Origin of the sequence: Collinsella sp. TF08-11AT, from assembly GCF_003437035.1 — a bacterium.
Taxonomy (GTDB): Bacteria; Actinomycetota; Coriobacteriia; order Coriobacteriales; family Coriobacteriaceae; genus Collinsella.
The window spans coordinates 40,725-56,096 of the sequence record NZ_QSRL01000004.1; the positions used below are offsets into that span (position 1 = coordinate 40,725).

Here is a 15,372-nt window from a genome sequence, read left to right on the forward strand (position 1 = left end):
TTCACCTTTCGTTTCTTGTCGCCCGCGGGCGACGCTATTCGCCTCGGACTGGGAAGCCGCCGGTGGAGCGAGCATCCAAGGTCGAGGTACCAACAGGTCGGTATGTTACCACAAGCAGCCCGCGCCTGCGCATCATCACCGACCCAACATGAATTCCATCGCACGGAGACGTTGATCGGTGTGCGTCGCAGCCCACACGTGCGAAAGCCCCAGCAAAAAGGCAGCGGTATGGGGGTCGACCCTCTCGGCCATAAGCGCATCGAAGGTCATGGAAATGAGGGCGCGCAGCCATGCGACCTCACCGGTCGACACCAGCTCGGCACCGGGCACGCTCGACGCGCACGACCCGCACATGAGGCCGCCCGCCTGGGGCGAAAAATACGACAGCATCGGGTCTCCGCACAGCACGCAGGCCGAAAAATCGGGTCGGTAGCCAACGTGCGACAGCAATTTAAAGACAAAGGCCGCCACGAGCAGGTCCATATGTGCCGCGTCGAGCCCGCTGCCGACAAGTGTGAGCGCCCGCTGCGTGATGGCAAAGGTAAACGGGTCCTCGGCGTCCTCGAACGAGCACACGCGCGCGACCTCGGCGATCGCGCTTGCGGCGCATGTCATCTCGTAATCGGGAGCAGCGCCGAGCGGCGCCTCCATAAGCTCGGCCTGGGAAACCACGTCGAGCGACCGTCCATGCGCAAGCAGCAGATCAACGGTACAGAACATCTCGCAGCGCGCAGCCAGGCGTCCGCCGGGTTTGCGGGCGCCCTTTGCCACGGCACGAACCCGCCGACCCCGCTCGTCAAGCATCGTCAGGATCAGGTCCGTCTCTTTGAGCTTCGTCTTATCGAGCACGAGCACTTTCGTGCGATATGTACGAGAACCTGCCATTCGCGCCGCGTGTCCCTAATCCTCGGCGTTATAGCCAAAGCGGCGAATCTGGGCCTCGTCGTCACGCCAGCCGGCCTTGACCTTCACGTCCAGCTCCAAAAAGACCTGGGTGCCAAAGATGCGCTCAAGGTCGCGACGGGCGTCGATGCCGATATGTTTGATCATCTCGCCGCCCTTGCCGATGATGATGCCCTTTTGGCCCTCGCGCTCGACGTAAATGGTGGCGTGCACGCGCAGCACCTTCTTGGTCTGCTCAAGCGCATCGCAAATCACGCCCACGGAGTGCGGGATCTCATCACGGGTGCGGCGCAAGACCTTCTCGCGCACAAACTCGGCAACGAGCGTCTCATCGGAAGCGTCGGTACCCATGTCCTCGGGGAACCAACGCGGACCCTCGGGCAAAAAGTGCGCAACGGTCTCGATGAAGGCATCGACGTTAAAGTTCTTGACCGACGACGTCACGATCTCGTCGTCATATTCCATAAGCTCGTGGGCGGCCTTAAGCTGCTCCATGACCTGTGCGGGGTCGGCTTCATCGGCCTTGGTGAGCACCAGGACCTTCTTGGAACGGGCATTCTTGACACGCTCGGCAACCCAGGCGTCTCCCCTGCCGATCGGTTTAGTGGCATCAATCAAAAACGCGACAACATCGACATCGTTCAGCTCGAACAGCGCGCTCTTGTTGAGCTCGGACCCTAGACCGTCCTTGGGCTTGTGGATACCCGGGGTATCGACAAAGACCAGCTGGTAGCCGGGGCGGTTGACGACAGCGCGCATGCGACGGCGGGTCGTCTGGGCCACCGGCGAGGTGATGGCGACCTTTTTGCCATAGCAGGCGTTGAGCAGCGTTGACTTACCGGCGTTGGGGCGGCCGACCAAGGCCACGAAGCCACTGCGGAAACCGGGCTCAACGTCGCCAAAGCCCGCGAGGCTGTCGTCCTCGTCGCACAGGGCGTCGAGTTCCTCGTCGCTCATGCCCTCAAACGGGTCGAACTCCTCGACTTCCTCATAGGCCTCGGTCGCCTTAGCATCCGGGGACTCGTCGTCCAAAATTTCATCGATAGGCTGCATATTGTCGGACATGGGAATCCCTTTCTAAATAAAGCCGAGCGCGTGGGCAAATACCAGCAAGCCCACAATCGCGGCGGTGATTGAAAGTACGTATACCGAGGCGGCGGCGATGTCCTTGGCGCGTTTTGCCAGCGGATGGAGCTCCTGGGTCGCCAGATCGACAATGGCCTCCATGGCGGTATTGCACAGCTCGCCGTGAATCACCAGGCCGCAGCAGATGATAATCGTGGCCCACTCGGCAATGTCGAGCCCCACGATGCAGCCGGCAATGATGGTGCACACGCCCGCTACGAGCATAACCTTAATGTTGCGCTCGGTCTTGACGGCGGTGACGAAGCCCTCCATGGCGTAGGAGAACGACTTTAAAAAGGACGGATGGTCCTTGTTCGATCCGGGAATCATAGACGGCTCCTAGTCGTGGGCGTGGTTGGTGATGGGGCCGACGTGGACTAGCTTGGGGTCCTCGCCGCGCTCGAGCGCCAGATCGCGCAGGATGGCGTCCTCGCGGGCCTCCATGACCTCGGCCTCGTCGTCCTCGATATGGTCATACCCCAGCAGGTGCAGCATGCCGTGTACGAGCATCAGGCGGCACTCGTCGGCAGGGCTATTGCCAAAGCCGGGGGCCTGACGGGCAATGACCTGCGGGGCCAAGATGATATCGCCGAGCTCGAGCGTCTCGTCGGCGGGATTATCCTCGTCAAAGGCCGAGTCGCATTCAAACGAGAGCACATCGGTGGTGCGGTCGATGCCACGCCACTCGTGGTTGAGCTCGTGCATCTCGTCCTCGTCGACATACGAAAGGGAAATCTCGACTTCACGTTCAACGCCCTCGGCGGCAAGCACAACCTCGCAGATGTGCTCCACTTCCTGCGCGTCGAGCAGCGTATCGAGCTCGGCATCGTTGCTGATCAATACACTCAACGGGACTCCTTTCGGTCGCGCGAGCGCTGCTCACGCACGTCATCATAAGCATCGTATGCCTCGACGATACGACCCACCAGGGCATGGCGCACCACATCGGCGCGCTCCAGGTGTGCAAACGCCACATCGTCGACACGGCCCAAAATCTTCTCGACATCCGCCAAGCCACCACGACGACCCACCAGGTCGCGCTGGCTGAGGTCGCCGGTAATCACGAACTTGGAGTTGAATCCAAGGCGTGTCAGGAACATCTTCATCTGCTCGGGCGTGGTATTTTGCGCCTCGTCGAGCACCACGAAAGCATCGCTCAGCGTACGACCGCGCATGTAGGCGAGCGGGGCGATCTCGATCACGCCGCGCTCCATAAGCTCATCGGTGCGCTCACGATCCATCATGTCAAAAAGGGCATCGTAGAGCGGGCGCATGTACGGATCGATCTTTTCCTCGAAGGTGCCGGGCAAAAAGCCCAGGTTCTCCCCTGCTTCGACAACCGGACGCGTCAAGATCAAACGGCCCACCTCATGGCGCTTGAGCGCGGCAACGGCGAGCGCCATGGCCAGATAGGTCTTACCGGTACCGGCAGGACCCAAGCCAAAGGTGATGGTATGCGAGCGAATGGCATCCACATAGCGCTTTTGCCCAAGCGTCTTGGGACGAATGACACGACCGCGGTATGAAAGCAGCACGTCATCGCGAAGCGATGTGGCCTCATGCTCGCCGTCGCGCAAGACGGCCAGGCAACGCGAGACATCGTCGGCAGACAGGGTACGACCGGCCGCCGCCTCGCGAAAAGCATGTTCGAAAAAGCGAGCCACGAGCTCGACCTCGTCCGGGTCGCCGCTCACGGAGATCCTATCGCCACGGGCGACCACGTGAGCGCGAACCAAGCTCTCGAGCGCACGAAGGACGCCGTCGCCGGCGCCCAAAACACGCGAGGGATCAACTCCCTCGGGAACGGTAAGTCTAATCTTCGAGGCTTCCATGGACCTCCCTGCGCGCATGGACCAAGCCGGAATCATCGACTCCGATGATAGCAACATCGAGCAGGCACGGGGCTGTAAGTCCACAGGTATCGTCAAGACGGGCATGATGGAACGAACCGAGCGTCAGGTTGTCACCATACTCGAGCACGGCACGCTCGACAGTGCCCACGCGACGACGAGCATCGGCAATAGCGAGCTCCTGCGCCGCGTCTCGCATACGGCGGCTGCGCTCGGCCATAACCTCGGGCGGCACCTGGTCGGGCATGTCGGCAGCAAGGGTACCGGGACGCTTACTGTAGCGGAACACGTGCATACGCGAGAACCCCACGCGGCGGCACAGCGCCAGCGACTCCTCGAACTCCTCGTCCGTCTCACCAGGAAAACCGACGATGACGTCGCACGAAAGAGACGCCTGCGGCAGGATGGCGCGAATCATGCGCACCGTGTCCTCAAAGGCCTCGGCACTATAGGGACGACCCATGCGATGCAGCGTCGCCGTACAGCCGGACTGTACGGGCAGGTGCAAAAACGGGGCAATACGCTGCGGATAGCGCGCCATAACCTTAAGCAGGCGCTCAGAGATATCCATGGGTTCGACCGAGGAAATGCGCACATGCGCAATAGTCGTGCGCTCCATGATGGCCTCGAGCAGCTCATCGATTTCGACATGCTCGTCGGTCGCGCTCTTGCCATCGTAGGCACCCAGGTTCACACCGGTCAGCACCACCTCGGGCACGCCGGCCTCCTGGGCCTCGCGAACTTGCTCAAGCACGGACTCGACGGGCACGGAACGCTCGGGACCGCGGGCCTTCCACACGATGCAATAGGTGCAACGGTGGTTGCAGCCATCCTGGATCTTCACGCCCAGGCGAGAGCGACCGAGCGCATCGACCACCTCGCCATCGCTGCAGGCGGGAACGCTATCGGACTCAACGCCCAGCACCTCGCAGACACGTTCGGCGACATCGATCTTGGACGGCTCGGCGATCACGCGATCCGAAAGCTCCAACAGCTCCTCGGGATACAAATTGACCACGCAACCGGTCACGAGCACATAGGGCTCATTTGGATGGGCCAGCGCATGACGGACGGCCTTACGGGTCTTGGCCTCGGCCTCGCCCGTAACGGCACAGGTGTTAATGACGATCAGATCGGCATCCTGGGGCTCCACAATAGCAAAGCCCAGGCGCATAAGATCGGCAGTGATACGGTCAGACTCAACCCGGTTGACACGGCAGCCGAGGTTGACGACGGAAATATGGGGTGCGAGCACGCGGGCTCCTTAATCGAGGATATCGTCGAGGGCACTCTTGATACGGTCGGTCACCGACTTCTTACCGGAAGCGACGTCATCGCCCATCTCATCGGCAAAAGCACGGAGCAGCTCGCGTTGCTTATTGGAAAGATTGGTGGGAACGACCACGCGCAGTTGCACGATCAGGCGGCCACGCGAACCGCCACCGCCAATGCGCGGCATGCCGTAATTATTGACGCTCACGGTGTCGCCGTACTGGGCGCCGGCGGGAACCGTCACCTTAACGACCTCGTCGGGCATAATGCCCTCGACCTCGATCTCGCAGCCGAGCGCAGCCTGCGCAATCGAGATATCGCTCACCAGGTACAGGTCGTCACCGTTGCGCTTAAAGCGCTCATGGTCGGCGACGCGCACGTTGACAATCAGGTCGCCCGAAGGCTCGCCGCGAAGGCCGGCCTCGCCAAAGCCGCTCACACGCAGCTGGCGACCGGTCGAAACGCCGGCGGGAATATCGATGTCGATCTTTTCGTGCGAAGGCGTGCGGCCCTGACCGTCGCAGGTCTCGCAGGGATGGTCGATAACCGTGCCCTCGCCATGGCAGTCAGGGCAAGGCGAGGAAGACTGAACCTGGCCCAAAAACGATCGCTGAACCGTCGTGACGTAGCCCGTACCGTGGCAGCGACTGCACTGCTTTTCCTGTGCACCCTCGGCCCTACCGGTACCGTTGCAGTCCTCGCAAGGAGCAAGGCGGTCATAGCTGATCGTCTTTTTGCAACCGAGCGCCGCCTCCTCGAGCGTCACCGAAAGCGAGATGGCCATGTCGCGTCCGCGACGACGCTCACGACGGCTGCGGGCACCACCACCGGCACCGCCGCCAAAAAACGACGAGAACAGGTCGTCCATGCCCATGCCACCAAAGATATCGTTGATGTCGACATAGCCCGAACCACCAGGACCGTCGGCAGTGCCGTAACGGTCGTAGTTAGCACGCTTCTGCTCATCGGAAAGAACGGAATAGGCCTCGTTGAGCTCCTTGAACTTGGCCTCGGCCTCGGGATCGTCCGAAACATCCGGATGTACGGTACGGGCCTTCTTTAAAAACGCACGCTTAATCGTCCGCGCGTCGGCATCCCTGTCGACGCCAAGCACCTCGTAGTAATCCCTATTTTCCGACACGACCGAATCCTTCCGACTTTCATTATTGTCACAGTGCGTCCTATACCCAAGCTGGGCCGACCGCAAACAAAGGGTTTGATGTTATTGCATTTGATACGGCGAAAGCATGGCCCGTTGCGAGCAGCTCGCGAACCAAACCGACACGAGCGCGAACATGAAGCCGTTGGCAAAACCGTTGGCAAACTGCATCGCACCGCGCTTCCACCACAGCAGGCTGCGATGAAGCACACCGTCCGAAAGCACCATGAACAGGCCCATGGTAAACGGAATAAAGCACATCACGGCAAAGGCCGAGAACACTCCCGAGATGGCCGACAGCACCAAAAACGGCGCCACAATGCCCATCAGGTAAAAGCCAGTACGAGCTTTGCCTTCCAAGCGCTCGGCCTCAACATGGGCGCGGCCGACCAGGTCGCCGCCCGCGGCACCGTTAGTGCCAGCATGGCCCATGCCGCTAATGCGGACCTCGTCGCCATCGTGCGTGCCGGCAGGAAACTCAATCGTCTGCTCGGAGGTCACACGGGTTCGCCCGCTGCCACCGCAATCGGGGCAGGGGTCGGCCACGACCTTACCGGAACCGCCGCACTCGGGGCAGACCGACTGGAACGTGCCCGCACCAAACAGGAAGGACAGGTCGACGTCGATGTGGCCGCGGCCACCGCAGCTCGGGCAGGTATGGGCATGCTCAGACGAAACGGAGCCCGAGCCGCCGCAGTTGCTACAGGTATCGAAGCGCGTGTAGCGGACGGTCTTGCGGGCACCGCCCTTGGCCTCCTTGGCGTCGAGTTTGATATCGACGACCACGTTGGCGCCGTTCTCGGGATTGTAGGCAGCCTGGCCGCGACGCTGCTGGCCCCAGGCGCCACCAAAGGGAAAGCCGCCCTCAAAGGGATTGCCATAGCCCGTGCTGCCGGCGTAGCCGCCACCATAGGGCGAAGCCGTAGGAGCACCGGCAAAGGGATTGCCAGAACGCATGGCGTCGTAGCGCGCACGTTTTTGCTCATCCGAAAGCACGGCGTAGGCCTCGGAAACCTCTTTAAACTTTTCCTCGGCATCCGGCTCTTTATTGACGTCCGGATGGAGCTTACGGGCCTTTTGCTGGAAGGCCTTTTGAATATCACGCGAGGTGGCGTCCTTGGAGACACCCAGAATCTCGTAGTAATCTTTTTCGTTCATCGTCGCCATGCGCGGCAACCTCCTGCTCACAGCAGCGTATATATTCCGGTAATTCTACCCGAGCGGCCTAAGCTAGATCCCAAAACAGCTCGAACAGAACATTTCCATCGAGCCAGCCCAGATGGGTCGGCGCCAGACGAGCTCGAACATGGCCCGCGACGACATCTGCCGTAGTGAAGGGTCCCTCATGACCCCAGAGCGTCTCGGGCACCCAAGTGGCAAGACCCAATTCGAGCGCGCGATCGCAGGCAGCTGCCAGCTCGCCCGTTGGGATGACGCAAGCTGCACGAGCCAACAGGTCGGACGCAACACCGCGCGTCATGCGACAAGCGAGCATCAAGTCTTCGGCGACAGCCTCACGCTGCGACAGATATTCGGCCTCGAACGCCGTCGCGTCATCGTCACGTTGCACCAGACGCACGCGGTACGCATCGCCTCGAGAAGACACGCCGGGGAACAAACCTGCAAGACGGTCGAAATCCTCGTCGTCGAGCATGCCCGCGGCAGAACGACCCAGGCCCAGGTAGCCCTGTCCGGTCCAGTAGGCAATGTTATGGGCGCACTCATGGCCGTCGAGCGCGTAGCTCGCCACCTCATACGGATGATAGCCGGCCGCACCCAGGCGCTCACGCGCCGCGTCCATGCACGAAGCCTGAAAATCCTCATCGGGCTCGAGCGACTCGTCACGGCACGCCATGCGATAAAGGGGCGTCCCCTCCTCAAGCGTGAGCGGGTAGATCGACACATGATGCGGCGCCGCCGCCAGCACGCCATCGAGCGTGCTCCGCCAGCTTGCGGCCGTCTGCCCGGGAAGGCCGCACATCAGGTCGCACGACACATCGAGGCCAACTTCCTTCACCGTCGCGATAGCCGCAAGTGCCCGATTAGCATCGTGAATGCGGCCAATAGCAGCCAGCTCGGTATTGTCGAGGGTTTGCACGCCCAGAGAGATGCGCGTGACACCCGCCTCGGCAAGCGCGGTGGCGAGCTCGACGGTCAGCGACTCAGGATTGGCTTCGCAAGTAAATTCAACGGGCTTGCACCACATGGAGATACGACGGGCAAGTTTCACCAGGCGCTCCCCAGCCAGTGAGGGCGTGCCGCCGCCAATATAGACCGTGCGGACCTGCGCAAGCGCCCCGGCGTCGCCAAAGGAATCGAGGCGTGCATACAGCTGCTCAAAATAGGAATCGAGCGCAGCATCCAAATCACACAGAGCAAAGCTGCGCGAGTCAAAGTCGCAATAGCGGCATTTTTGAGCGCAAAACGGCACGTGCACATACAGCGCGGTAACGGCCACCCTTAAGCCTCCAGCGGATGAGCGGGCACCGGCTCACCAGCGGCAAGCGCGGCCTCACAGAGCACCACGTCGCGCTCGATATCATCGACCAGCGCCATAAACTCCTCGTACGTGGAGCAGCGCACCACCTGAGCGCGCCAGGCGGCGGCATGGGGCATGCCCTTTAAGTACCAGCTTGCATACGTACGGGCACGCGACATAAGCGGCAGAAGCTCGTGCGTCAACGTCAGGTGCTCACGCAGAGCCTCCAGGCGCTCAACCGAGGAGCGAGAAGGAACCGGCGTGCCATCGAGTGCAAGGGCTCGGGCATCGCCGAACACCCACGGATTGCCGTAGATGCCGCGCGCGATAAACACCGCTCTGGCACCCGAGCCTTGCAGATGCTCGGCAGCGTCCTCGGCCGAGAACACATCGCCCGAACCGATCACGGGAATCTCGACAGCGTCGGCAACCTCATCGACGACAGACCAATCGGCCTGGCCCGTGTAGAGCTGCGTGGCGCAACGACCATGCACGGCGACTGCGGCAGCCCCTGCGCCCTCAAGCATCCGGGCAAATGTCGCGGCATTGCGGTCCTCGGCATAAAAGCCCTTGCGAATCTTGACGGTCACGGGCACGTGCGCCGCGCCCACCGTGGCCTCGACGATCTTCTCGGCCAGGTCGGGTGTGCGCATGAGCGCCGAACCCTCGCCCTTGGTGACAACCTTGCGGGCGGGGCATGCCATATTGATATCGATGAGCGACAGGCGATCGCCAACGCGCTCCTCGACGGCGGCGACGGCGCTCGCAAACTGATCGGGCTTGGAGCCAAAGAGCTGCACGCAAATCTGCTGCTCCTCGTCGGCCGGCAGCACCAGGCGCCACGTTTTGTTGCTGGCATAGGCAAGGCCTGCCACGCTCACCATCTCGCTGTAGGCAAGGTTGGCACCGCGGCGGCGACACATGATGCGATAGGCGGGGTCGGTAACGCCCGCCATGGGAGCCATAAGGAACGGCTGCTCGGCATAGGCGCCCAGCAGCCGCAGACTATATTCGGAAAGAGCCATAGACCTACTCGTCCACCTTGAGGATCGCCATAAAGGCCTCCTGCGGGACCTCGACCGATCCGATGGCCTTCATACGCTTCTTGCCCTCTTTCTGCTTCTCGAGCAGCTTGCGCTTACGCGAGATATCGCCGCCGTAGCACTTAGCAAGAACGTCCTTGCGACGCGCCTTGACGGTGGAACGGGCGATGATCTTGTTGCCGATAGCACCCTGGATGGGCACCTCGAACAGCTGACGCGGGATGATCTCCTTGAGCTTGTCGCACAAGCCACGGGCCAGGCCATATGCCTTGTCCTTATGGACGATAAACGAAAGCGCGTCCACCTCGTCGCCCGAAAGCAAAATATCGAGCTTCACGAGCTCGGAGGGACGGTACTCGTTGAACTCGTAGTCGAGCGAGGCATAGCCCTTGGTGCGGCTCTTGAGCTGATCGAAGAAGTCCAAGATGAGCTCGGCGAGCGGCATATCGAAGCGCATCTCGACCGATTTGCTCGTCAGGTGGATCATATCGGTTGTGACGCCGCGGTGCTCAATGGCGAGCTGCATGACGGCACCCGTGTACTCAGGCGGGCAGATGATCTTTGCCTTGAGGTAGGGTTCCTCGATACGATCGATGCGCGTGGCCTCGGGAAGGTCCTGCGGACTGCGGACATCGATCATCTCGCCGTCGGTCTTGTAGACGTGATAGTCGACCGAGGGACTCGTGGCAATGAGGTCCAGGTTGAACTCGCGCTCCAGGCGTTCCTTGACGACTTCCATGTGCAGCAGGCCCAGGAAGCCCACGCGGAAGCCAAAGCCGAGCGCCACCGAGGTCTCGGGCTCCCACACCAACGACGGGTCGTTGACGTGCAGCTTATCGAGGGCGTCGCGCAGATTCTCGTAGTCCTTGTTGTCGATCGGGAACAGGCCCGTGTAGACCATGGGCTTGGCCTCGCGGTAGCCCGGAAGCGGCTCGGGGCAGGGGTTCGAGGCCCACGTGAGGGTATCGCCCACGCGCACGGCCTCGGGGTCCTTCAGGCCCGTGACCACGTAGCCCACCTCGCCAACGGTCAGCGCGTCGACCGGCGTCTCGGCGGGACGCTTGACACCCACGCCATCGACCAAAAAATCGCCCTTGGCCTGCATCATGCGCAGGGTATCGCCCTTCTTGATGGAGCCGTCAAAGACACGGACCGTGGCGACGACGCCGCGGTACTCATCAAAATACGAGTCCAGGATGAGCGCCTTGAGCGGCGCGTTTGCATCGCCCTTGGGCGGTGAGATCAAAAAGACGATGGACTCCAGCAGATCGTGGATGCCCTCGCCGGTCTTGCCCGATACGCATACGGCATCGTCGGCGGGAATCGCCAGGTCATCCTCGATCTCGGTCTTGACCTCATCGGGGTGTGCCGACGGCAGGTCGATCTTGTTGATGGCGGGCACGATATCCAGGTTGGCGTTCATGGCGAGCGTCGCGTTGGAGACGGTCTGTGCCTCGACGCCCTGCGTGGCGTCGACGACGAGCACTGCGCCCTCGCAGGCGGCCAGCGAACGCGAGACCTCGTAGGTAAAGTCCACGTGGCCCGGCGTATCGATCAGGTTGAACTGATACGTCTCGCCATCGTCGGCGTCATAGGAAACGCGAACGGCATTAGACTTGATCGTGATGCCGCGCTCGCGCTCGATATCCATGGTGTCGAGCAGCTGCGACTCCATGTCACGCTCGTCGACGGTATGGGTGAGCTCGAGGATGCGGTCACTGATCGTGGACTTGCCATGGTCGATATGCGCAACAATCGAGAAGTTGCGGATGTGGGAAATGTCAATTGAAGTATTCATGCGGACTATCTTACCCGAGCGGTACAAAAAATGGAGCCTGTTCCATAAAACAGGCTCCATTTATGCGCGTAATCTGTGTGGTGTGAAATTTACAACTTAGGCGTTGATGCTGTTCACGAGCTTGGCAAGACCGGACTTGCGGTTGGAAGCCTGGTTCTTGTGGATAACATGCTTGGCGGCAGCCATGTCGAGACGCTTGGTGACGGTCTTGAGGGCAGCCTGGGCCTTCTCGGCGTCGCCCTCGGCGACGGCGGACTGGACGTGCTTGGTCAGCGTCTTGAGCTCGGACTTGACAGCCTTGTTACGCATGCGAGCTGCCTCATTGGTGCGGATACGCTTCTTCTGAGACTTGATGTTTGCCACTTCTGGAGTTCCTTTCGAGTTCCTTGCAAAAAATGTATGACACCTCTGAGACACGGTGAGGTCATGCAAGCGCCTACTATAGCACGCTCCCTCTCAAAGGGATAGAACGAATTTGTCAAATAGGCAGGTATCATCACGATTTTCTCAAGATGTTCGTAATCCAGAGCAAAAGCGCCGTCTGAGAATCGGCCGAACCCTTGAGCGCGAGCTCCACATCGACCGCACCCTCGAGCGCGGCAACGAGCTCTGCCATCGAAAAGCGACGTGCCCAGGTCAGGTGATTCTTGACCTGCCAGGACTGGAGCTTAAGTGTTGCGGCCAGCTCACGACCCTGTCCGCGCGCATCGAGCGCCTTGGCAACGATAAGCTCGCGGATGCGGCCGCACAGCAATGTGTAAGTCCACACGTAGCTCTTGGCGGGCAGTAGATTGAAGAGCTCGAGTGAGCGTCGCATGTCACGGGCCGAGACCGCATTGAGAAAGTCCCAGGGTTGAACCTCGGCCGTACGTACAATCCAGCGCTCAACGTCGGCAAGCTCAATCTGGGGCGCCTCGACCATCTGGGCAAGCTTAGCCAAGTCGTTATCGAGCATGCGGGTGTTCTCGCCCGAGCGCGAGACGAGCTCCTCGGCGGCCGCCGCCGAGATGGACTTGCCGTGTTGCGTCGCCATCTGCTGCACGCGGCGTGGGAGCTCCCAGCGCTTGGTGCCCGAGCAATCGATGACGGCCTTCTTGTCAATCTTGGCGATCGCCTTGTACAGGCGCGTATTCTTGGCGAGCGAATCGGCGATAATAAGGCAGACCGTTGTGGGACTTGGACTCGCCAGATACTCGACGAGCGGCTCGGAAACCGCCTTGGCAAGCTTGGAGCAGCCGTCAAGGATTACCAGGCGAAACTCGCTGCCCATGGGAAAGGTGTTAAGCGATCCGATAATGGACTCGATATCGGGGTCCTTGGTCATGTCTCGCTCGTCGAGGTTGAACTCGACCATACCCGATTTTTCCAGACGCGCTTTCATACGCGAGACGGCGTGGTCGCGCTTAACTCCGTCGGTACCGACAATCAGATATGCCGGCAGCAAACCGGTTTCGGACATTGCGCTCCCCTCCCGCAGGCCTTCGTATTCGTTCCGTGCCATTCTAGCCCAGGGGCCCACCACACGCCAACGACGTCGTCACGGTCGCTGGCATCGCATCGCAAAGCCATTCGCAGTCGGTGTGACGGTAATGTCGCCGTGTTCGATAGTACACGCGAACACACCACCCGCTTCCTTAACGGCATCGATGCAGGCATCGGACGGATGGCCGTATCGATTCCCCTCACCGGCGCTTGCGAGGGAAAGCTCGGGCTTCAGGACGTCCAGCAACTCGCCATCGACTGAAACCTTGGAGCCGTGATGCCCAAGTTTAAGGACATCGATATCCCCCACCTCCTGCACGAATTCCCGCTCTTGGTCGAGCTCGGCATCACCGGTGAGAAGTATTCGCAGGCCCTTGCCTTCCTGAACATAAGAGAGCAGCAGGACAAGCGAGTCCTCATTTCCCTCGCCATCCACGAACTCGAATGGCCACATCACGCGGGCGCAAAATGAGCCGATGTCGACCGTATCCCCATGGCGCACCTGCCGATACTCCACGCCAGGTCGGTTCAATACCTCGGCAGGAGCATCCTCCAGCGCATCCGCCGCCACGGCAATCGTTCCGACCGAAAACTGTTCGAGCACGGCAGGCAAACCACCCCAGTGGTCCTCATCCCAATGCGTCACAAAAACGGCATCGATATGGTGCACGTTATTGCGAACCAACGCCGCAACCACACGCTCGTCGAGCCCGCAGTCGACGAGAGCTACTGCGCCGCCTTGGCGGATAAGAATCGCATCGGCCTGGCCCACATCGAGCACCGTCACCGAAGGCGGAGCGAATCGATCCCAATAGACGTACGGAATCGCAGCCAAGAGCATCAGGCATGCAAGCCCCACCGCCATAGGACGTGCACGGGGACGCGGCCACCAGACCAGCAGAACCGCCAGAAAACACGGCACTAGGTAAATCCACATGCTATCGGGCGGCACGCTCACGTATGCACCCGGCACGGCGGCAAACAGCTGCTCGAAGAACAGCGCGCAACGGGCGGCAATCATGGGCACAACGAGCGCCCAAGTCCGCAACGGTCCCACGAGCGAAAAGGGAGCCAGCACGATCGACACAGCGAGCAGAACGCTCACCACCGGACCGATGACCGCATTTGCCAACGGAGCAATGAGCGAGAATGTACCGAAGGCAGGAATGGTGATGGGAAGTGTCGCCAGTTGCGAGCACAGCGTGACGGAAAGCACGCTGGCAACGCCCGATGGCACACCTAGCTCACCCAAAGCGTAGGTCGCATAGGGACAAAAGCACAGAATGGCTAAGACGCTGGCGCATGAAAGCTGAAAGCCCATCTCGAACAGCACCGTCGGCCGCAGTAGCACAAAGATGGACATGGTTACGAAGAGTGCCGAAAGGCCGTGCCGACGACGCCCCGCGCCGTTTACGACAAGCGTCACGAACACCATGCAGCACGCGCGCACGGCCGAGGGAGACGCGCCCGTAAAGGCAGCGTAGCCCACAAGCGTTATCGCCAATATCGCCCGCTGAAGACCACGTGAGCACCGAGTCTTTTGCAATACACCCTCGATTACAAACCCCACGATAGCCAAATGGCTGCCCGAGACGGCGATAAGATGCGCCGTTCCCGTCACCGAAAACCAGTCGCCCGCCGGCTGGGCGCGCAGCTCGGCCGAACGACCGCAGACGACACCGGCTATGAGCGCACGCGCCGGGTCGGTCGCAGGCGCGATGGACGCAAGCAGCCCATTTCGCAGCCGAAGCAGCGGCCTCGGAGAACCCTCATCGACCGACACAATCCGAACGGCTTTAACCTTGCGTACCTCGCCTCGGAGCACGCGCGATCGTCCATACGCATCGTTCTCAAAACGTGACACGCGACCGATAACACGCACGTGCGCCCCGACCTTGAAATCACGGTCACACGATAGGCGAACCGTTGCCAAGTTCTTACCGTCCGAGCGCGCCTCGCAGGTATAGGAATACACGTCGTCATTTATGGATGGGTCACCCTGCACGACAAACTCGAGAATGCTTGCCGCTCGACCGTCGAGCGTCTTCGAGGCGTTGAGCGCACCCACGGCCCACCACGCCGAAACGACCGCACCCGCTATGAGACCGACGGACGCGGCATACAGCCACCGCTTCAAAGGGGCAAGCCGCGCACAAGATTGAGCCAGCACAACGAATACCGCAGCCGCAATGGGAATGGCTATAAGCAATGTGACGGGCGCTGGCTGCTCTCCCAGCAGCAAATCGGCTGCCATGTTAAGC

14 protein-coding genes are annotated in these 15,372 nt (G+C 61.0%); all 14 read right to left on the bottom strand.

Features of this window, described 5'->3' with window-relative positions; translation table 11 throughout:
* Positions 1–135 precede the first annotated feature (135 nt).
* A complete protein-coding gene (gene recO / locus DXC79_RS04020; RefSeq protein ID WP_117635247.1) occupies positions 136–885 on the bottom strand; it encodes a DNA repair protein RecO in 750 nt (249 codons plus the stop codon).
* A gap of 15 nt (positions 886–900) precedes the next feature.
* A complete protein-coding gene (gene era / locus DXC79_RS04025; RefSeq protein WP_187361808.1) occupies positions 901–1,968 on the bottom strand; it encodes a GTPase Era in 1,068 nt (355 codons plus the stop codon).
* 12 nt (positions 1,969–1,980) lie between these two features.
* Entirely contained in the window at positions 1,981–2,358 is a 378-nt protein-coding gene (locus tag DXC79_RS04030; RefSeq protein ID WP_117635248.1) for a diacylglycerol kinase family protein, read from the bottom strand.
* A 9-nt stretch (positions 2,359–2,367) separates the two neighbouring features.
* Positions 2,368–2,877 carry an rRNA maturation RNase YbeY gene (ybeY, locus tag DXC79_RS04035; protein WP_117635249.1) on the bottom strand — a complete coding sequence of 170 codons (510 nt, stop codon included), beginning with the start codon at positions 2,875–2,877 and terminating at the stop codon, positions 2,368–2,370.
* Positions 2,874–3,860, bottom strand: a complete 987-nt coding sequence (locus DXC79_RS04040; protein WP_117635250.1) for a PhoH family protein — start codon at positions 3,858–3,860, stop codon at positions 2,874–2,876. The genes ybeY and DXC79_RS04040 overlap by 4 nt, the downstream gene beginning before the upstream one ends.
* Positions 3,841–5,133 carry a MiaB/RimO family radical SAM methylthiotransferase gene (locus DXC79_RS04045; protein WP_117635251.1) on the bottom strand — a complete coding sequence of 431 codons (1,293 nt, stop codon included), beginning with the start codon at positions 5,131–5,133 and terminating at the stop codon, positions 3,841–3,843. The genes DXC79_RS04040 and DXC79_RS04045 overlap by 20 nt, the downstream gene beginning before the upstream one ends.
* A gap of 9 nt (positions 5,134–5,142) precedes the next feature.
* Positions 5,143–6,291, bottom strand: a complete 1,149-nt coding sequence (dnaJ, locus tag DXC79_RS04050; RefSeq protein WP_117635252.1) for a molecular chaperone DnaJ — start codon at positions 6,289–6,291, stop codon at positions 5,143–5,145.
* A gap of 81 nt (positions 6,292–6,372) precedes the next feature.
* A complete protein-coding gene (locus tag DXC79_RS04055) occupies positions 6,373–7,476 on the bottom strand; it encodes a DnaJ domain-containing protein (protein WP_199408033.1) in 1,104 nt (367 codons plus the stop codon).
* A gap of 58 nt (positions 7,477–7,534) precedes the next feature.
* A complete protein-coding gene (hemW, locus tag DXC79_RS04060) occupies positions 7,535–8,767 on the bottom strand; it encodes a radical SAM family heme chaperone HemW (protein ID WP_117635253.1) in 1,233 nt (410 codons plus the stop codon).
* A gap of 2 nt (positions 8,768–8,769) precedes the next feature.
* Positions 8,770–9,813 carry a tRNA dihydrouridine synthase DusB gene (gene dusB, locus DXC79_RS04065; protein WP_117635254.1) on the bottom strand — a complete coding sequence of 348 codons (1,044 nt, stop codon included), beginning with the start codon at positions 9,811–9,813 and terminating at the stop codon, positions 8,770–8,772.
* 4 nt (positions 9,814–9,817) lie between these two features.
* On the bottom strand, positions 9,818–11,629 hold the full coding sequence (lepA, locus tag DXC79_RS04070; RefSeq protein WP_117635255.1) for a translation elongation factor 4: 1,812 nt from the start codon (positions 11,627–11,629) through the stop codon (positions 9,818–9,820).
* A 96-nt stretch (positions 11,630–11,725) separates the two neighbouring features.
* Positions 11,726–11,992: a 30S ribosomal protein S20 gene (gene rpsT, locus DXC79_RS04075; protein WP_022094714.1), complete on the bottom strand. Its 267-nt coding sequence runs from the start codon at positions 11,990–11,992 to the stop codon at positions 11,726–11,728.
* A 133-nt stretch (positions 11,993–12,125) separates the two neighbouring features.
* Positions 12,126–13,088 carry a DNA polymerase III subunit delta gene (gene holA / locus DXC79_RS04080; protein ID WP_117635256.1) on the bottom strand — a complete coding sequence of 321 codons (963 nt, stop codon included), beginning with the start codon at positions 13,086–13,088 and terminating at the stop codon, positions 12,126–12,128.
* 78 nt (positions 13,089–13,166) lie between these two features.
* Positions 13,167–15,365, bottom strand: a complete 2,199-nt coding sequence (locus DXC79_RS04085; protein ID WP_158550963.1) for a DNA internalization-related competence protein ComEC/Rec2 — start codon at positions 15,363–15,365, stop codon at positions 13,167–13,169.
* Between the last annotated feature and the right edge of the window lie 7 nt (positions 15,366–15,372).